The sequence below is a fragment of the Streptomyces sp. DSM 41931 genome, from assembly GCF_050271085.1.
GTDB classification, from domain to species: domain Bacteria; phylum Actinomycetota; class Actinomycetes; order Streptomycetales; family Streptomycetaceae; genus Streptomyces; species Streptomyces albogriseolus.
On the sequence record NZ_CP189902.1, the window covers coordinates 1,304,873 to 1,322,853 of the forward strand.

Genomic DNA, 17,981 nt, shown 5'->3' on the forward strand with positions numbered 1-17,981 from the left:
GCGGCCGGCACCCCGGCCGCCCCACCGTCCGGCGCGGCCCTCCCCTCCCATCCCCCACGGCAGGGCCGCGCCCCCACCGACGAAGGAGTCCCATGTCCCCGCGCTCGAACGACAGCACCCGCGGGAGCGGCCAGGAGGCGACGCCGCCCGCCGGAGCGCCGCCCGCCGCGGAAACCCCACGGCCGCCGTCCGCCGCCGGACGGGTCGACGCCCTGCGGCGGTTCGCCGCCGCCGCGCGGCGAGGGCGCGGGCCGCATCTCGCGTCGTGCGCCGTGCTGCTGGCCGTGGCGATGACCGCCGGGGCCGTCGCCGTGGGGGGTGACGGACGGGACGCGGCGCGGGCCGTGCCCGGGGTGTCCCGGGCGGTGAGCGCCGATGTGCTGGTCCGGGGGGACCTGGACACGGCGATCCGGTCGTTGCAGACCCATGTGCGGCAGCAGCCGCGGGACTTCGGGGCCTGGGCGGCCCTCGGGTTCGCGCAGGTCGAGCGGGCGCGGACCGACGGGGACCCCTCCCGGTACACCCGTGCCGAACGCGCCCTCGCGCGGTCCCTCGCCCTGCGTCCCGGCAACGACCAGGCGCTCGCGGGGCAGGCCGCCCTCGCCGCCGCGCGCCACGACTTCGCCGCCGCCCTGGACCACGCCGACCGCGCCCTGGAGCGGAACCCGTACAGCGAACGCGCTCTCTGCTCCCGTATCGACGCCCTGGTGGAACTCGGCCGGTACGCGGAGGCCGCGAAGGCGGCCACCGTCGCCGACCGCAGGCGTCCGGGCGTCCCCGTGTTCACGCGGTACGCGTACGTGCGGGAGCTGCGCGGCGACGTGCGCACCGCCCGCCGGGTGCTGCACCGCGCCCTCGACAGCGCGGCCGGCCCCGCCGACGTGGCGTACGTGGCGACCGCGCTGGGCAACCTGGAACGCGGCCAGGGGCGTTACGACACCGCCCTGCACCACTACGCCCGCGCACTCGCCGCGGACGACGCCTACCTCCCCGCCCTGGAGGGCCGGGCGCGCGCCCAGGCCGCGGACGGCGACCGCGCGGGCGCGATCACGACGCTGGAGCAGGTCGTCGCCCGCTCCCCGCTGCCCGGCCCGCTGGTCGCCCTCGGCGAGCTGTACGAGGACCGGGGCGACCGCGCGAAGGCCCGCGAGCAGTACGCCCTCGTCGACGCCTGGACCGCGCTGGCCCGGGCCGGCGGTGTGGACGTGGACCTGGACACCGCGCTCGCCGCGGCCGACCACGGGGACACCGCCGAGGCGCTCCGCGCGGCCCGCGCCGCATGGGACCGACGGCGGACGGTGCACACGGCGGACGCCCTCGCCTGGGCGCTGCACCGTGCGGGCCGTTCCGCGGAGGCCCTGCCGTACGCCCGCCGGGCCACGGCCACCGGCTACCGCGACGCCGCCTTCCTCCACCACCGGGGCATGATCGAGAAGGCCGCCGGGCAGGACCGCGCCGCCCGCGCTTCCCTCACCGCCGCCCTGAGGCTGAATCCCGGCTTCTCCCCGCTCGGCGCCCGCGCGGCACGGGCCGCCCTCGAGGACCTGGAGGCGGCGCGTTGAACCTCCCGCGTCCCGCCGCGGCCGGCGCCGCGCTCCTCACCGCCGCCACCGCCCTCGCCCTGGTCCCGGCCACGGAGGCGAGCGCGCACCCGCTCGGCAACTTCACCGTCAACCGGTACGACGGCCTGGTGGCCGCGCCGGGCGAACTGCGCGTGCACCACGTCGAGGACCTCGCCGAGATCCCCGCCACCCAGGCCGCCCCCGACCTCGCCGGCCTGGGACGCGACGCCTGGGCCCGCGAGCGGTGTTCGACGGCCGCCCGGGAGAGCGCGGTCCGGGCCGACGGGCGGCCGGCGCCGCTCACCGTGCGCGCCGCGCGCGTCCAGGTGCGGCCCGGCCAGGCGGGACTGGACACCCTGCGCGTGGAATGCCGGCTGACCGCACCCCTCCCCCGGGGCCGTACCGTCGCCGTGGACTTCCGCGCGGCGGGCGGGGACTCCGGCCCCGGCTGGCGGGAGATCACCGCGCGGGGGGACCGTACGACGCTGGCCGCCTCGGACGTGCCGGAGTCGTCCCCCTCCGCCCGGCTGACCCGCTACCCGGAGGACCGGCTCGCGTCCCCGCCCGACACCCGGACGGCGTCCCTGCGGGTCCGCCCCGGCGGCCCGGCGGCGGCCGGGCCGGACGAGGCGGACACGCCCGCCTCCGCGATCCTGCCCCGGGGCGCCGACCGCTGGACGCGGGCCCTGGACGACCTGGTCGCCCGGCGCGACCTGACCGTGGGTTTCGCCGCGCTCGCCCTGCTGCTCGCGGTGGTCCTCGGCGCGATGCACGCGCTCGCGCCGGGCCACGGCAAGACCCTGATGGCCGCGACCGCGGCGGCGCGCGGCGGCCGGGCGCGGATGCGGGACGTGCTGCCGATGGCCGCCTCCGTCACGGTCACCCACACCCTCGGCGTGGTCGCCCTGGGCCTGCTGGTCTCGGCGGGTTCCGCCGCCGCGCCCTCCGTCGTCGCCTGGCTGGGCGTCGCCAGCGGCGTCCTGGTCACCCTGGCCGGCGCGCAGCTCGTCCGCCGCGCCCTGCGCCGGCGGGGCCACCCCACGCATCCCCATCCCCACGAGCACGAGCACGCCCCCGACCACGGACACGAGCACGGACACGAGCACGAGCACGGACACGGGCACGCGCACGACCGCCCGCACCCCCACGACCACCCGCACGCCCACGACCACCCCCACACCTCGCTCACCCACACCCACGGCGGCCGTACCCACACCCACTCCGCCGCGCCCACGCTCCGCGGCACGATCCTGCTCGGGTTCGCGGGCGGGCTGGTGCCCAGTCCGTCCGCCGTCGTGGTGCTGGTCGGCGCCGCCGCCCTGGGCCACGCCTGGTTCGGGCTGCTGCTCGTCGTCGCGTACGGCGTGGGACTGGCGCTCACGCTCACCGCCGCCGGCTACGCGGTGGTGCGGGCGGGCGGGGGCGTGTCCCGGCTGCTGGCCCGGCGCCCGCGCTGGACGAGCGCGCCGTGGGCGGCGCTGGTGCGCCGGAGCGCGCCCCTCGGTTCGGCGTGCGTGGTGCTGATCCTGGGGGCCGGATTGGTGTTCAGGGGGGCGGCATCCGCTCTCGGCTGAGCTACTTTCATGAGGAAAGGGCGAATTCGCCCGGACGCGAATGGGGGCGCCGTGTCCGAAGAACCGGACAGTGAGCGGGTGATCGCGGGACGCTACCGGCTGCTGTCGCCGCTGGGCGAGGGCGGCATGGGCACCGTGTGGCAGGCCCGCGACGAGGTGCTGCACCGCGAGGTCGCGGTGAAGGAGGTCCGCGCCCCGGCCGGGCTGCCGGCGTCCGACGTGGAGCGGATGTACGCGCGGCTGGAGCGGGAGGCCTGGGCGGCGGCCCGCATCGCCGACCGCACCGTGGTGACGGTGTACGACGTGGCCACGGAGGACGGGCGTCCGTGGATCGTGATGGAGCTGGTGCGCGGTCTGTCGCTGGCGGAGGTGCTGGACGCTGAGGGCCCCCTGTCGCCGCCGCGGGCCGCGCGGATCGGCGCGGAGGTGCTGGCCGCGCTGCGCGCCGCCCACGCGGCGGGGGTGCTGCACCGGGACGTGAAGCCCGCCAACGTGCTGATCGCGAACGACGGCCGGGTGGTGCTCACCGACTTCGGGATCGCCACGGTCGAGGGCAGCTCGGCCCTGACGATGACCGGGGAGGTCGTCGGCTCGCCCGAATTCCTGGCGCCGGAGCGGGCGTTGGGCCGCACCCCCGGTCCGGAGTCGGACCTGTGGTCGCTGGGCGTGCTGCTGTACGCGGCGGTCGAGGGCCACTCCCCGTTCCGGCAGGACACCCCGCTGTCCACGCTGCGGGCGATCGTGGACGAGGAGCTGCCGCCGCCCCGCCGGGCGGGTCCGCTCGCGCCGGTCATCGAGGGGCTGCTGCGCAAGGACCCGGCCGAACGCCTTTCTCCGGACCGCGCGCTGGAGGCCCTGCGGGTCGTCGCCGCCGGGGGCGCACCGGGCGCGGACCCCGCGCGTACGGCCTCCTCGTACGCGCCCACGGTGGCCGCGCTCCCCGCGCCGCCGCCGACCGACCCGTATCAACCATCCGTGACAGCCCGTCAGCGGGGCGGCGGAGCGCCCACGGCCGCCACGGCGACGGCCCCGCCCCCGCGTGGCCGGCGCGGCGCCGCCCTGCTGGTCGCGGGGGTGGTCCTGCTGGCGCTCGCGCTGGCCGGGCTGACGTACGCGCTGCTGGACCGGGACGGCGGTGGGCCGGAGGCCGGGAACGGCGGGGCGAGTTCCCCGGCAGCGACCGGCGGCAAGGGCGCCGGAGCGACGGCGGAGACGGAGGACGCCCCGTCACCTTCTGGTTCCGCGACGGACGACGGGGCCAAGGACGAGGGCGACGGCGGCGGGCACGGCGAGGAGCCCCCTCCCCTCACGGTGTCGGTCACGGTGACCGGCACCCGCACGGAGTACTCCAGCGTCTGCCCGCCCCCGCACGACGAGGCGCCCTCGTTCACGGCGACGTTCACGGTGAACCGGCTGCCGGCCGAGGTGCGCTACCGCTGGTCGGCCGAGGGCGGCTCGGTGGCGGACCGGGGCTGGCGCACCCTGTCGTTCCCCGCGGACGGCGGCCGGACCACGCGGGACACGGTGGTGGTGACGACGTACTCGGAGAGCGGGGAGCTGCACGGCCGGATCGGCGTGGAGGTGCGGGAGCCGGTGCGCACCACGTCGGAGACCGTGCCGTTCTCAGTGGTGTGCGAGGCGGAGACCCCGTCGGGCGGGGCCTCCGCCTCGGCGTCCGGTGCGGACGGGGACGGTTACTGAACCAGGGGGTCAGGCCGCCGAGTTGAGCACCGGGAGGTAGCCGCCCGACTGTCCGGCGGCCTTCGGGTGGTACGAGTTGCCGATGTTCAGCCAGTCCACGCTGTGCAGCCACGAGTCCCCGGAGCAGATCTCGTGGCCGGTGAACGTGGTGCGGACGTCGCCGAACGTGTAGCCGTACGCCCGGGCGCGCTGGGCGATGGCGTTGTTCAGGTGGTCGGAGGCGTCGTTGATGGCCTTCCGCTTGGTCTCGGAGAGGCCGACGCAGCTGGTGCCGAGCCGGTAGAAGCGGGGGTAGCCGAGCACCACGACATGGGCGTTGGGCGCACGGTCCCGGATCGCCGTGTAGACGCCGTCGAGCCTGCCGGGCAGCGTCGAGTCGACGAAGGCCCGGGCGGTGGCGATGCGGGAGAGGCAGGAGCTGTCGGACTGGAGCACACAGGTCGTCATGACGTCGGCGAACCCGGCGTCGTTGCCGCCGATGCTGATGGAGACGAGGGCGGTGCTCGCGGAGAGCGGGCCGAGCTGCCCGGAGAGAACATCACCCGTTCGGGCGCCCGAGCAGGCGGTGAAGGAGAAGGACGAGGGGGAGTTCGCGGCCGCCCAGAGGTACGGGTGGGCCTTCGTGCTGCGCTTGCAGTCGCCGCTGGAGGAGATGTAGCTGCCGGCGCCGACACCCGAGGAGTAGGAGTCGCCCAGGGCCACGTACGGGCCGGGGGCCGCCTGCGAGGACGCGTGCGCCGCGGCCGCCCCGGTGAGGGCGGCGGTGACGGCGAGGGCCAGAGCGGTGAGGAAGAGGACAAGTCGGGAACGTCTCATGGAACCTCCCTTTAGCAGGATCTCTGCCTCAACCTTGGTACCAACTACGCGTGTTGAGCGGAAGTGTTCATGTCAAAATTATTACCGTTGAGTACCGGACAAACACCGGGGCGGTCTGACTTTCTCTCACTTCTCCCGGAGTAGCCGGACACGGGAGCGACGCGACGCGCGCGGGCGCACCCGGCAAATCGGGTGCACGGGGGGCTCGCGTGACCGATCATGGCGGCATGTCCGCGCACCCACACGACGCCCTGCCGATCCGGCTCAACGTCGACGACAACGACTCCCCGTCCGATGTCGTCGACGCGCTGTTCCTCGGCCGCTTCGCGACGGGCGAGCAGCCCTACTCGCACGCCGTCAACATCGAACGCGTCCGGTCCCACGCGACGCTCCTGCCCGCGGACGCGCGGGTGCTGCGGCTCGCCAAGGACGACGACCGCAGCGCCACCCTGGCCGAGGGGGACGGCTGGACGCTGCTGATCTCCCGCTGGAGCCGGGGCGCCGACGTCACGGTGACCGCGACCAGCGCCGACCTGGCCCAGCGGATCCTGGACGAGGCCACCGACGGCGCCGCCGACGAGCCGGAACCACAGCCGGAGAACGTCACCATGGGGTTCTGGTACGTCTCCCCGCGGCGCGGCCCGCACCGCACCACCCGTCAGATCACGGCCGGCACCTGGGAGGAGATCCGGCCCAACTACACCGCCCCGGTCGCGGACGCGATGGACCGTCTGATGAAGACCACCCCCGAGGACATCTCGGGGCGGCTGCTCCTGCTGCACGGCCCGCCGGGCACCGGCAAGACCTCCGCGCTGCGCACCCTGGCCCGGTCCTGGCGTGACTGGTGCCAGGTCGACTGCGTCCTGGACCCCGAGCGGCTCTTCTCCGACGTCGGCTATCTGATGGACATCGCGATCGGCGAGGAGGACGCGTCCGGCAGGAACCGCTGGCGGCTGCTGCTCCTGGAGGACTGCGACGAACTGATCCGCGGCGAGGCCAAGCACACCGCGGGTCAGGCGCTGTCCCGGCTGCTGAACCTCACCGACGGCCTGCTCGGCCAGGGGCGCAACGTGCTGGTGGGCGTCACCACCAACGAGGACCTGGAGCGGCTGCACCCCGCCGTGGTGCGTCCGGGCCGCTGCCTGGCCCGGATCGAGGTGGGGCCGCTGACCCGCACGGAGGCGGTGGGCTGGCTGGGCCGTGAGGACGGCGTCGGACGCGAGGGCGCGACCCTGGCCGAGCTGTACGCGCTGCGCCGGGGCACCTCCCCGACCTCCCTGCCGGAGCCGCGCGGCGACGCGGACGCGGGCCTGTACCTGTAGGGGCCGGGAGGGCCGCATGCCGCTGCTGGTCGGGACCTCGGGATGGCAGTACAAGGACTGGCGCGGGGTGCTGTACCCGCCCGGTCTGCCGGTACGGCTGTGGCTGGAGGAGTACGCGGCCGCCTTCCCCACCGTCGAGGTCAACAACGCGTTCTACCGGCTGCCGTCCCGGGAGACCTTCGCGTCCTGGCGGGAGCGCACCCCGCCGGGCTTCGTCGTGGCGGTCAAGGCGAGCCGCTACCTGACGCACATCAAGCGGCTGCGGGACCCCGAGGAGCCGGTGGACCGCCTGATGAGCCGCGCCGCCGCCCTCGGCGACCGGCTGGGCCCGGTCCTCCTCCAGCTCCCGCCCACCCTCCAGGCCGACCCCGCCCTCCTGGACGCCTGCCTGCGCTGCTTCCCGGAATCCACCCGGGTGGCGGTCGAACCACGCCACCCGTCCTGGTGGACACCGGACGTCCGCGCGGTCCTGGAGGCACGGGGCGCGGCCCTGTGCTGGGCGGACGTCCTCTCCCGCCCGGTGACCCCGCTGTGGCGCACCGCCGACTGGGGCTACGTCCGCTTCCACCAGGGCCGCGCCCACCCCTGGCCCCACTACGGCCGCCAGGCCCTCCGCACCTGGCTCCACCGCATCACCACGACCTGGCCCCAGGAAGCAGACGTCCACGCCTACTTCAACAACGACCCCGGCGCGGCAGCGGTCCACAACGCCAGAACACTCATGACGCTCTGAGCGCAACACCCCCAGGGGCGCGGGGAACTGCGCGCTCAGCCCGAACGCACCCGCAGCGGCCGCCGAACCCGAACCCCCGCGGCGCCTAGGCCCGATGAACCGCCCGCAACGCATCCCGCACCGCGGCCACCGCCGCCTCCTCCCCCACCCCCAGCCGCCGAGCCCGCTCGGCGAAAACCTGCGCGGCAGCGGCAACCTCCCTCTCCGCCGCCGACCCCGCGGCAGCGATCACCGTTCCGTTCCGCCCCCGCGTCTCGATCACCCCGTCCGCCTCCAGCGCCCGGTACGCCTTGGCGACCGTGTTCGCCGCGAGGCCGAGCGTCTCGGCCAGCCCCCGCACGGTCGGCAGCCGGTACCCCACCGGAAGCTCCCCCGACCGCGCCTGCTCGGCGATCTGCGCCCGCACCTGCTCGTAAGGCGGTGTTCCGTCCTGGATATGGATCCGTACAGTCACGCCGCGATTCTCGCGCACCCCCGCCCCGGAGGCCGCATCCCCCGGCCACGAAAAATGGGAGGCACCCCGCCGCACCACCTCGTAGCGTGCCCTCACATGACAGTGACCGTCCGCGATCTGCGCCCCGACGCCCCCGCCGACCTGGAGGGCTTCGCCCGCGTTCGGCAGGCCGCCCTGCCGTTCATCCTGGTCACCCCTCAGTCCCTGGCCCACGACCTCACCCAGCTGCACCCCGACGCCCACTACCGCCCGCTCGTGGCGGTGGACGACGACGGCGAGGTGATCGGCACCGCCCAGGTGCACCTGGCGTACGACAGCGCCGTGCCCGGCCAGGGCAATCTCAACGTCTACGTGCACCCCCGGCACACGCGCCGGGGCGCGGGGACGCTGCTGGTGCGCGCCGCCGAGGACCATCTGACCGCGCACGGGGCGGTCCGGCTGCTGGCCTGGGTGCTGGACGAGCCCGGCAACCGCGCCTTCGCCGAGCTGCACGGCTACCGGGCGAGCCGCTCCGCGCACTTCCTCCGCCTGGACCTCGCGCACGGCGAGCTGCCCCCGCCGCAGGACCCGCCGCCCGGGGTGGAGCTGCGTCCGGGGTCCGCGTACGCCGACGACCCGCGCCCGCTGTTCGAGCTGGACGCGGAGACCACGGCGGACGAACCGAGCGACGTCGACACGGAGTTCACCGACTACGAGGCGTGGCTCAGGGAGACCTGGCGGCACCCGCTGTTCGACGCCGAGCTGACCACGGTGGCCGTGGTCGACGGCCGGCCGGCCGCGTTCACCGCGGCCCGCACGGACGGCGCCACGCGGTACGCGACGGGCATGACCGGCACGGCCCGCGCCCATCGCGGCCGGGGTCTGGCGAAGCTCGCGAAGAACGACTCGCTGCACCGGGCCCGCGCGGCCGGGTACACGGAGGCCTTCACGGGCAACGACACCGGGAACGAGCCGATGATCGCGATCAACAAGTGGTTCGGCTACGAACTGTGCGGAACGGAGGTGCGCCATGTCCGCGAACTCGGCTGACGGACCGGCGACGGTCGAGGTGGTCCTGGTCAAGGCGGGCCGCACGAAGATCAGTTACCCGGCGGAGCTGCTCGCCGACGACGGCACCCGGGTGAGCGTGCGCGCCCCGTGGGCGGGCGAGGGCGTGCGCGACTTCGGCTTCGTGCGTTTCGAGCCCGGGGACGTCTTCACGGAGCACTACTGGCGGGACCGCTGGTACTCCGTGAAGGAGGTGCGCGCCTCCGGGGGCGCGCTCAAGGGCCACTACTGCGACATCACCCGTCCGGCCGAGCTGTCCGGGGGCCGTCTGGTCGTGGAGGACCTCGACCTGGACCTGTGGGTCTCCGCCGACGGCACGGACGTACGGCGGCTGGACGAGGACGAGTTCGCGGAGAGCGGCCTGTCCGCCCGGGACCCGGGCGCGGCGGCGGCCGCGGTGGCCGCCCTCGACGAACTGGACGCCCTGGCCCGAGGGGCGGGTCTGGGCACCCTGCTCGCCTGAGACCCCCTTCGGGCCCGGGGTCACTCCCGCAGGGCCACCACCGCGTACCGCTCGTCGTCGACCTCCCGCCCCCACAGCGCCGGGTCCCCGGACAGCCGCTCCACGCGCACCCGTGCGGTGAGCGGGGCGAGGAGGTCGGTGAGCCGGTCCGCGGGTATGCCGACCGGGCTCACCGTCCCCCACACGCCCTCGACCAGCACCAGCCGTCCGCCCGGCCGCAGCAGGTCGCGCCAGCGCCGCAGCGCCCGGTCCGGCTCGGGCAGCGTCCACAGCACATGCCGGACGAGGACGGCGTCGTACCGCTCGCCGTCGACCGGCGGGCGGGCCGCGTCGCCGGTGAGGAAGACCGCGTGCCGCCCGGCGAGCTTCTGCCGGGCCAGCTCCACCATGGCCGGGGACCGGTCCACGCCGGTGACCCGATGGCCCTGCTCGGCGGCGAGGAGGGAGAGGCTGCCGGTGCCGCAGCCGAGGTCGAGGACGTCGCCGGGCCTGCCCGGCAGCCAGTCCTTCAGCCGCGCGGCCCAGGCGGCGCGCACCCGGGGGTCGCGCAGGCCGTGGTCCGGCTCCTCGTCGAAGGCGGCCGCCCGCGCGTCCCAGTCGACACCGTCCGGGTCCGTCCCGTCACCGTGCTGTGTGGTCATGCGTGCAGGGTGACACCTGCCACTGACAATCGATTCGTGACCGCGGCCACAGACACGACGGGACGGATGAGGAACTCTCCCCCGAAAGGTTCACCGCCGTGGGAACGGGTGACCCGGTGGGCCTTCGAGGAGGCAGCCATGCGCCGCGTCACCGTGCAGAAGCCCTCGAGGAGGACGGACACCCGCCGGGTCCGCGAGGAGGCCGACGAGCGTCCCGCGGACCGCCCCGAGATCCGTAAGGACGTCGCCCGGACCTGGTGGCCCGACGGCTGAACGCCGCCGCGCGGGGTTCAGCGCAGCCGCTTGCGGTAGTGGATCCGGTCGTACGGACCGGTCACCCGGCGCTCCACGGTCTCGTAGCCGAGCCGCGGGTAGATCGTCTGGTTCTCCCACATCATGGCGTTTGTGAACAGCCGGATCTCGGGCAGTCCGAGCGCCCGCGCCCGGGCCTCCGTGAACTCCAGCAGCAGCCGTCCCAGCCCGGCGCCCTGCGCGTCGGGGCGGACGGCGACGGTGTCCAGGTACAGGTGGTCCGTGCGGGGCTCCAGCACGACGAGGCCGGCGACCCGTACGGGACCGGTCCCGCCGTCGTCCGGGAGCTCCGCGACGAACACCCGGCCCGCGGCCACGTTCGCCGCGTGGTCCGCCTCCATGGGCACCGGCACCACTCCGATGCGGGCGACGTAGGGCCGGAAGGCCGCGTCGACCACCGCCTTCACGGCCGGTACGTCGGCGGCGACGGCCGGTCTGATCCGTGCGTTCGTCATGCGCGCACGGTACCTACCTCATCCCAGTCCGAACGCTCCCTTAAAGCGACCATAAGGATCTCCCCGCACCGTCCTCACCGGGCGATTTCCGGGTTTCACCGGGCTAGTTTCTGAGCCACCCCCACGGGATCCCCCCGGGGTCTCCCCCATGAGATCCGCTGTTCGCCGAGGAGTTGCTGCCCCATGTCCGCACGCCGCAAGGCCGCTGTCGCCGTCATAGGTCTCGCCCCGCTCGCCCTCACCGGACTGGCCGCCGCGCCGGCCGCCGCCCACGGTTCGATGGGCGACCCGGTCAGCCGGGTCTTCCAGTGCTTCGGCGAGGGGCCGGAGAGCCCGACGTCGGAGGCGTGCAAGGCGGCCGTCGCGGCCGGCGGCACCCAGGCGCTGTACGACTGGAACGGCGTCCGCATCGGTGACGCGGGCGGCCGCCACCAGGAGCTGATCCCGGACGGCAAGCTGTGCAGCGCCGGCAACGAGGCGTTCAAGGGCCTCGACCTGGCGCGCGCCGACTGGCCGGCGACGAGCGTGTCCAGCGGCGAGCGCACCTTCAAGTACCGGGTGACGGCCCCGCACAAGGGCACCTTCACGGTGTACATCACCAAGCCCGGCTACGACCCGGCCCAGCCGCTGGCCTGGGACGACCTGGACCTGGCCAACCCGGTGGCGACGTCCACCGACCCGGCCGCGGTCGACGGCTTCTACACCTTCTCCGGCGCCCTCCCGGAGCGCTCCGGCCGGCAGCTGCTGTACGCGGTCTGGCAGCGGTCGGACAGCCCGGAGGCGTTCTACTCCTGCTCGGACGTCACCTTCGGCGGCGCCCAGGCGGGCGGCGGCGCGGCCGGCGGCGGAACGGCGGACGAGAGCGGCGAGGCGGACAAGGGCGAGGAGGCCGCGGGTGGCGACACCCCGAAGGAGGCGCCCGCCCCGGCGCCGTCCGCCTCCGCCCCGTCCCAGGAGCAGATCGAGGCCGGCGCGGAGAAGTCGACGGTCGAGAACCACGGGCACGGCGACGACGACCCCGCCACCACGGCCGACCCGGTCGCCGCGGACACCGGCAACCAGCTGAAGGCGGCCGGCGGCGGGCAGGACCTGGCGGAGACCGGCGGCGACGCGAACACGCCGTACCTGATGGCCGGCGGCGCCGCGGCGCTGGCGCTCGGCTCGGCCGCGCTGTTCGCCTCCGCGCGGCGGCGCACGGCGGCCGGACGCCACGGCCGCTGAACCGGCGGCGGGTCCCTGTCCGGCGGCTCAGGCCGGACAGGGACCCGCTGCTTTTCACCTCGACCTGACACGTGTCAGCTGAACACAGAGGCGCAGGTGGTGCGTTTCGCGCGGTCCGGGTCGAGGGCGTTCGCCACCTCGTGGAAGGCGATCCGGTCGAGCAGCCCGATGGCCAGGTGCTCGGACAGGTCGACCGCGCAGAGGTCCTGGAGGACCACGTTGCGGACGTTCGGACCGGTCAGGAAGGCGCTGCGGTACGGGGTGACGACCTGGTCGTACCTGGTGGCGATGACGGTGTAGCGGACGCCGGGGACGGTGTCGCCGCCCGCGTTGAGCTTGGTGAGGAAGGCGGAGCCGGCGATCTGGTCGGCGAGGGCGGGGGTGGCCGTGCTGAGCAGGTCCTCGGCGCCGGGGAAGTACGGCAGCAGCGCGGTGAGGCCGCTGAGCGTCGTGCCGTGGTTGCTGGGGGCGATGCCGATGAGGGCGTTCACCTCGGCGGCGCCGCCGAGGAACTTGAGGTAGTAGCGGGGCATCATGCCGCCCTGGGAGTGGCCGACGAGGTCGACCTCCGCGGCGCCGGTCGCGGCGCGCACCCGGTCGACGTAGGCGTCGAGCTGTTCGGCGGACTTCTCGACGGGGCCGAGGCCGTGGAAGAAGGGGACGCCGGGGAGCTGGCCGTAGTCCAGGGAGAAGACGCAGTAGCCACGGTTCTTCAAGTAAGGCGCGAGGCCCAGCCAGTTGTCGACGGAGTTGCCGAAGGTGCCGTGGACCAGGACGACGGGGCGGGGGTGGGCGGCGGAGGGCTTGCAGGTGAAGTCGTTCCAGCCGGAGCTGGGGGCGGCGGCCTGCGCGCTCGACGCGGCGGGGGCGATGACGGCGACCGCGGCCAGCAGGAACGCGGCCAGCGGTCTGATCACCCGCTTCCAGGGCAGCATCGTGTGATCTCCTTGCGGCTCAAGGGGAAGGGTGGGGTCCTACGCCCTGTGATCCGGATCACGGGATGCTGTTCACTCATCAAGTTACGGGTGAGTAGGAAAACCTGGAGGTTACGGGTCGGCAAAAAATCCCAACAATGGCCCGCGCTCACCCGCCGAGACCTGATAGTGCCTCACCAAGCGGGAGGAATCAGGCCGCCAGCGTCCCCGGCATCACCGCGTGCGGGCCGAACTTGGCCCGTAGGCGGTCCGCGACCTCCTCGATGCGGCGCACCTTCTCGTCCACCGGGTCGAAGGTGAGCTGGTGGGCGGCCTGTTCGGCGGGGTCGAGCCCCTCCGCGCGCAGCACCACCGCGCGCACCCGGGCGCGTTGCAGCCCGAGCGCCTCGTACAGGCCGTACGCCGCCCTGGTGAGGGCGGGCGAGTGCGCGGTCGGCTCGGGGAGCGTGCGGGTGCGGGTGGTCGCCGACCGGTCGGCGTAGCGGACGGTGAGGGTGAGGCCGCGGCAGACCTTGTCCAGGGCGCGCAGCCGGGCGCCCAGCTCCTCGGCGGCCGAGAGCAGGGCGCGCCGGTGCCGGCCGGGGTCCAGCTCGTCGCGGGTGAAGGGGCGTTCGGCGGCCAGTGACCGGGAGACGGCGTCGGGCACGACCCGGCCGCGGTCGACACCGTTCGCCTTCTCGTGCAGCTCGCGTCCGGCGCGGGCGCCCACCAGCCGCTGGAGCGTGGACAGCGGGGCGGCGGCGACCCGGCCGAGGGTGTCCAGGCCGTATTCGCACAGGGTGCGGGCGGTCCTGGCGCCCACACCGGGCAGCGCGACGACGGGCTGTCCGGCGAGGAACTCCCGCACCTCGTCCTCGGCCACCGCGCGGGTCCGCCCCGGCCGGGCCTCCCGCAGCGCCATGCGGGCCGTCATCGGTCCGGGACCCGCGCCGATCACGCAGTCGACGCCGTGCAGGGCGAGGGCGCGCACCCGGATCACCGAGGCCAGTTCCAGCGCGGTGCGCCCGAAGTACCGTTCGGCGCCGCGCAGATCGGCCAGCGCCCCGTCCGGCGGCAGGGCCTGCACGACGGGGGTGAACTCCTCCAGCAGGCCGAGCAGCCCCGGCAGGGCCGCCTCGTACATCGGCGGCAGCTGGAAACGTACGCAGAGAATGGTCATCCCGCACTCCCCGGACTCTGGTGCCACAACTTCCTTCCCACCGCGGGCCCTTCGCCCGCGGGGCGCAGATCGGCCCAGGGGTGCATCTCGTACCCCGTGGGCATGCGGATCGTCCGCTCCTCCATCGGATCCCGGGCGGCCGAACCGGCCGGCGCGGGCAGCCCGTCCGAACCGGCCAGCCGCCTGCGGGCCGGCGCGTCGCCGTCGTCGGCGGCCCCGGAGCCGTTGCCGGCCGGGGCGGCGAGCCGCGCGGCGACCCCCTCCAGTCCCTCCTCCCGGCGGACCTCCAGCAGGTCGGCGAGGTTCCAGGCGGCGGAGCCGACCACGCTGAAGCTGCGCGGACCGCGCCGCTGCACCACCCCGCGCACCAGCAGCAGCCAGGAGTGGAAGACGGTGTGGGCGCAGGTGTCGTGCGAGTCGTCGAAGAACGCGAGGTCGACCAGGCCCGTGCCGTCGTCCAGGGTGGAGAAGATGACCCGCCGCCCGGAGCGGATGGGCGGGGTCTGGGTGGCCGCCTTGGCGCCCGCGACCAGCACCGTCTCTCCGTGCCGCACCTCGCGCAGCCGCCGCGCGGAGACCACGCCCAGCTCCTTGAGGAAGGCGCCGTGGTCGTCCATCAGATGGCGGGAGGCGTCCATGGACAGCACGCCGAGTTCGGCGCTGAGCTTCTCCGGCTCGGTGAGGTCGGGCAACCCGGCCGGGGCGGTCCGCCGGCCGCCGGACAGCGGAAGCTGGTCGCCGCGTCCGCCGCGGGCGCCGCGGTGCAGCTCGGTCAGGTGCAGTTGCAGGTCGCGGCGGTTGGCGCCGAACGCGTCGAGCGCGCCGACCTGGGCGAGCCGCCCGGCGAGCGGACGGCTGGGCCGGGCCCGCTCCCAGAAGTCGAGCAGCGAGGCGTACGGCCGGCCCTCGGCGATCCGCTCCGCCTCGGCCTCGCTGATGCCGTGCACGTCGGAGAGCGCCAGGCGCAGGCCCCACACCGGCTTCCCGCTCCTGGGGGCGTCCTTCGGTGCTCCCTTCACATCCCCCGAATCAGACACCAGTTCGATCCTGTGTGCGACCCCCGACTTGTTCACGTCCAGCGGCAGCACCGGCACCCCCCGCCGCCGGGCGTCCGCCAGCAGCAGCCGCTTCGGGTACATCCCGGGGTCGTGGGTGAGCAGCCCGGCGTAGAAGGCGGCCGGATGGTGCGCCTTCAGCCACGCCGACTGGTACGTCGGCACGGCGAAGGCGACCGCGTGCGCCTTGCAGAAGCCGTAGGAGCCGAAGGCCTCGACGATCTCCCAGGTCCGCTGAATCGTTTCCGCGTCGTAGCCCCGGGCCGCCGCGTGCTGGGCGAACCACACCTTGATCCGCCCCTGCGACTCCGGGTCGGACAGCCCGCGCCGCACCCGGTCCGCCTCGCCGCGCCCGCAGCCGGTCAGCACCGAGACGATGTCGATGACCTGCTCGTGGAAGACCACGACGCCGTACGTCCCCTTCAGCGCCTCCTCCAGGTCCGGGTGCGGGTAGCGCACCGGCGCCCGCCCGTGCCGTGCCTCGATGAACGGCCGCACCATGTCGGCGGCGACCGGTCCCGGCCGGAACAGCGAGATGTCCACGACCAGATCGTGGAAGGTGGACGGCTGGAGCCGCCCGACCAGGTCCCGCTGGCCCGGAGACTCGATCTGGAAGCAGCCGAGCGTCTCGGTCGACCGGATCAGCCCGTACGTCGCCGGATCGCCCTCCGGCACCGCGTCCAGGTCGATCCGCTCCCCCGTCGCCCGCTCCACCTCGCCGACCGCGTGCGCCATCGCCGACTGCATCCGCACGCCCAGCACGTCCAGCTTGAGCAGCCCGAGATCCTCCACGTCGTCCTTGTCGAACTGCGCCATCGGGAAGCCCTCGCCGCTGGTCGGCATGACCGGCGTACGGGAGAGCAGGGAGGCGTCGGACAGCAGCACCCCGCAGGGGTGCATGGCGACACCGCGCGGCAGCGCGTCGAGGGCCTCGACCAGCTCCCACAGCCTGCCGTACTTCTCCTTCTCCCCCGCCAGTTGCCGCAGTTCGGGCAGCTCCTCGAGCGCCGCGCGGGCGTCGCGGGCGCGGATGTGCGGGAAGGACTTGGCGACCCGGTCGATCTCGGCCGGGTCCATGGACAGCGCGGCGCCGACGTCCCGGATGGCGTGGCGCACCCGGTAGGTCTCCGGCATGGCGACCGTGGCGACCCGCTCGGCGCCGAACCGGCCGATGATCGCGCGGTAGACCTCGAGCCGCCGGGCGGACTCCACGTCGATGTCGATGTCCGGCAGCACCACCCGCTCCTTGGACAGGAAGCGCTCCATCAGCAGCCCGTGCTCGACCGGGTCGGCGTGCGCGATGCCCAGCAGATGGTTGACCAGCGAGCCGGCGCCGGAGCCCCGTGCGGCGACCCGGATGCCCATGTCCCGCACGTCGTCGACGACCTGGGCGACGGTGAGGAAGTAGGAGGCGAAGCCGTGGTGGGCGATGATGTCCAGCTCGTGGTGCATCCGCTCCCAGTACTCCCGGCGGCGGTCGTAGCCGCGCAGCACCATGCCCGCCGCCGCGCGGGAGGCCAGCGTCCGCTGGGCGGTGCGACGGCCGGCGCCGACCAGGTGCGGCTCGGGGAAGTGGACGCTGCCCATGCCGAGGTCGTCCTCGGGGTCGACCAGGCACTCGGCTGCCGTGGCCTGCGTCTGGTCGAGCAGCCGCAGGGCGGTCTCGCGGCGGAAGCCGGCGGCCTCCACGATCCGCTCGGCCGTCCCCAGCATGGCGCCCTGGTCCTTCAGCCAGGCCTCGCCCGGGTCCAGCCCTTCGGCCGGGTCGACCGGGACCAGCCGGCGGGCCGCGTCCAGCACGTCGGCGACCGGGCCGAGGCCGGGGTCGGCGTACCGGACGGCGTTGCTGAGCACGGGCCGTACCCGCTGCTCGGCGGCGAAGCCCAGGGTGCGGGCGGCCAGCCGCAGCGAGCCGGGGCCGGTGCCGGTGCGGCCGTGCCAGACGGCCTCCAGGCGCAGCGCGTCGCCGTACACCTCGCGCCAGGGGGCGAGCAGCCGGGCGGCGCGGTCGGGGCGTCCCGTGGCGAGGGCGCGGCCGACGTCGGAGTCGGGGCCGAGCAGGACGGTCAGTCCGTCGGCGTGGTTGTCCTCCCAGGCCAGTCGGGGCAGGCCGTCCGCGGTGTGGGCGGCGGAGACCAGCCGGCACAGGTCGGCCCAGCCGCGGGCGCCGTCCCGGGCGAGGAAGGTCACGCGCGGTGTCGACTCGTCGACGAAGGCGCCGCCGCGCACCGGGGTGCGGCGGCGGTCCCGGCGTACGGAGCTGTCGCCGGGGCCGGGAGCGGCTGCCGGGGGCGTCACCGCCAGCTCCGCGCCGAACAGCGGGCGGACGCCGGCCTTGGCGCAGGCCTTGGCGAAGCGGACGGACCCGGCGAGGGTGTCGCGGTCGGTGAGGGCGAGGGCGTCCATGCCGCGCTCGGAGGCGCGCTCGGCCAGCCGTTCCGGGTGGGAGGCGCCGTAGCGCAGGGAGAACCCGGAGACGGTGTGCAGATGCGTGAAACCCGGCACGCACACCTCCCGCACTCATGAGTCCC

General features: G+C 74.9%; 16 protein-coding genes. 9 read left to right on the top strand and 7 right to left on the bottom strand.

Translation table 11 applies throughout. From position 1 onward, the window contains the following. Positions 1-92: 92 nt before the first annotated feature. From ACP7TJ_RS06275 to ACP7TJ_RS06285, 3 genes are read left to right on the top strand one after another with little or no spacing between them, the layout of a single operon-like run. Entirely contained in the window at positions 93-1,562 is a 1,470-nt protein-coding gene (locus ACP7TJ_RS06275; RefSeq protein ID WP_376725246.1) for a tetratricopeptide repeat protein, read from the top strand. After that, positions 1,559-3,136, top strand: coding sequence for a nickel transporter (locus ACP7TJ_RS06280; protein WP_427762403.1), 1,578 nt, complete (start codon positions 1,559-1,561; stop codon positions 3,134-3,136). The genes ACP7TJ_RS06275 and ACP7TJ_RS06280 overlap by 4 nt, the downstream gene beginning before the upstream one ends. A gap of 9 nt (positions 3,137-3,145) precedes the next feature. Beyond that, positions 3,146-4,837 carry a serine/threonine-protein kinase gene (locus tag ACP7TJ_RS06285; protein ID WP_189911925.1) on the top strand — a complete coding sequence of 564 codons (1,692 nt, stop codon included), beginning with the start codon at positions 3,146-3,148 and terminating at the stop codon, positions 4,835-4,837. Between the two features lie 9 nt (positions 4,838-4,846). Here ACP7TJ_RS06285 and ACP7TJ_RS06290 read toward each other — a convergent pair whose 3' ends face one another. Then, complete coding sequence (locus ACP7TJ_RS06290) at positions 4,847-5,653, bottom strand: SGNH/GDSL hydrolase family protein (protein WP_167744382.1); 807 nt, start codon at positions 5,651-5,653, stop codon at positions 4,847-4,849. A gap of 227 nt (positions 5,654-5,880) precedes the next feature. Between ACP7TJ_RS06290 and ACP7TJ_RS06295 the strand changes: the two genes are divergently transcribed. Both ACP7TJ_RS06295 and ACP7TJ_RS06300 read left to right on the top strand, forming a co-directional pair. Then, on the top strand, positions 5,881-6,975 hold the full coding sequence (locus tag ACP7TJ_RS06295) for a DUF5925 domain-containing protein (RefSeq protein WP_189911927.1): 1,095 nt from the start codon (positions 5,881-5,883) through the stop codon (positions 6,973-6,975). Positions 6,976-6,991: 16 nt separating this feature from the next. After that, positions 6,992-7,708, top strand: a complete 717-nt coding sequence (locus tag ACP7TJ_RS06300) for a DUF72 domain-containing protein (protein ID WP_167744381.1) — start codon at positions 6,992-6,994, stop codon at positions 7,706-7,708. An 85-nt stretch (positions 7,709-7,793) separates the two neighbouring features. On the opposite strand, the gene ACP7TJ_RS06305 is transcribed toward ACP7TJ_RS06300, so the two are convergent. Further along, a complete protein-coding gene (locus ACP7TJ_RS06305) occupies positions 7,794-8,162 on the bottom strand; it encodes a GntR family transcriptional regulator (RefSeq protein WP_167744380.1) in 369 nt (122 codons plus the stop codon). Positions 8,163-8,258: 96 nt separating this feature from the next. On the opposite strand from ACP7TJ_RS06305, the gene ACP7TJ_RS06310 reads away from it, so the two are divergent. After that, positions 8,259-9,191 carry a GNAT family N-acetyltransferase gene (locus ACP7TJ_RS06310; protein WP_189911928.1) on the top strand — a complete coding sequence of 311 codons (933 nt, stop codon included), beginning with the start codon at positions 8,259-8,261 and terminating at the stop codon, positions 9,189-9,191. Beyond that, positions 9,172-9,672, top strand: coding sequence for a DUF402 domain-containing protein (locus ACP7TJ_RS06315; protein WP_093764996.1), 501 nt, complete (start codon positions 9,172-9,174; stop codon positions 9,670-9,672). The genes ACP7TJ_RS06310 and ACP7TJ_RS06315 overlap by 20 nt, the downstream gene beginning before the upstream one ends. Before the next feature lie 20 nt (positions 9,673-9,692). Here ACP7TJ_RS06315 and ACP7TJ_RS06320 read toward each other — a convergent pair whose 3' ends face one another. Then, positions 9,693-10,313, bottom strand: a complete 621-nt coding sequence (locus ACP7TJ_RS06320) for a class I SAM-dependent methyltransferase (protein ID WP_093764997.1) — start codon at positions 10,311-10,313, stop codon at positions 9,693-9,695. Positions 10,314-10,451: 138 nt separating this feature from the next. On the opposite strand from ACP7TJ_RS06320, the gene ACP7TJ_RS06325 reads away from it, so the two are divergent. After that, positions 10,452-10,586, top strand: coding sequence for a hypothetical protein (locus ACP7TJ_RS06325; protein ID WP_093765043.1), 135 nt, complete (start codon positions 10,452-10,454; stop codon positions 10,584-10,586). A gap of 17 nt (positions 10,587-10,603) precedes the next feature. Here the strand turns inward: ACP7TJ_RS06325 and ACP7TJ_RS06330 are convergent, their stop codons facing one another. Then, positions 10,604-11,080 (bottom strand): GNAT family N-acetyltransferase, encoded by a 477-nt coding sequence (locus ACP7TJ_RS06330; RefSeq protein ID WP_093764998.1) that lies wholly within the window; start codon positions 11,078-11,080, stop codon positions 10,604-10,606. Between the two features lie 183 nt (positions 11,081-11,263). Between ACP7TJ_RS06330 and ACP7TJ_RS06335 the strand changes: the two genes are divergently transcribed. Beyond that, the gene (locus tag ACP7TJ_RS06335) at positions 11,264-12,301 is read left to right on the top strand and encodes a lytic polysaccharide monooxygenase auxiliary activity family 9 protein (RefSeq protein ID WP_167744376.1); all 1,038 of its coding nucleotides are present in this window, start codon (positions 11,264-11,266) and stop codon (positions 12,299-12,301) included. Positions 12,302-12,375: 74 nt separating this feature from the next. Here ACP7TJ_RS06335 and ACP7TJ_RS06340 read toward each other — a convergent pair whose 3' ends face one another. The 3 genes from ACP7TJ_RS06340 to ACP7TJ_RS06350 form a co-directional block, all read right to left on the bottom strand. Further along, on the bottom strand, positions 12,376-13,236 hold the full coding sequence (locus ACP7TJ_RS06340; protein WP_093765000.1) for an esterase/lipase family protein: 861 nt from the start codon (positions 13,234-13,236) through the stop codon (positions 12,376-12,378). A 190-nt stretch (positions 13,237-13,426) separates the two neighbouring features. Further along, positions 13,427-14,395, bottom strand: a complete 969-nt coding sequence (locus tag ACP7TJ_RS06345; protein ID WP_167744374.1) for a DNA polymerase Y family protein — start codon at positions 14,393-14,395, stop codon at positions 13,427-13,429. After that, positions 14,392-17,955, bottom strand: a complete 3,564-nt coding sequence (locus ACP7TJ_RS06350) for a DNA polymerase III subunit alpha (protein WP_427762410.1) — start codon at positions 17,953-17,955, stop codon at positions 14,392-14,394. The genes ACP7TJ_RS06345 and ACP7TJ_RS06350 overlap by 4 nt, the downstream gene beginning before the upstream one ends. Positions 17,956-17,981 lie beyond the last annotated feature (26 nt).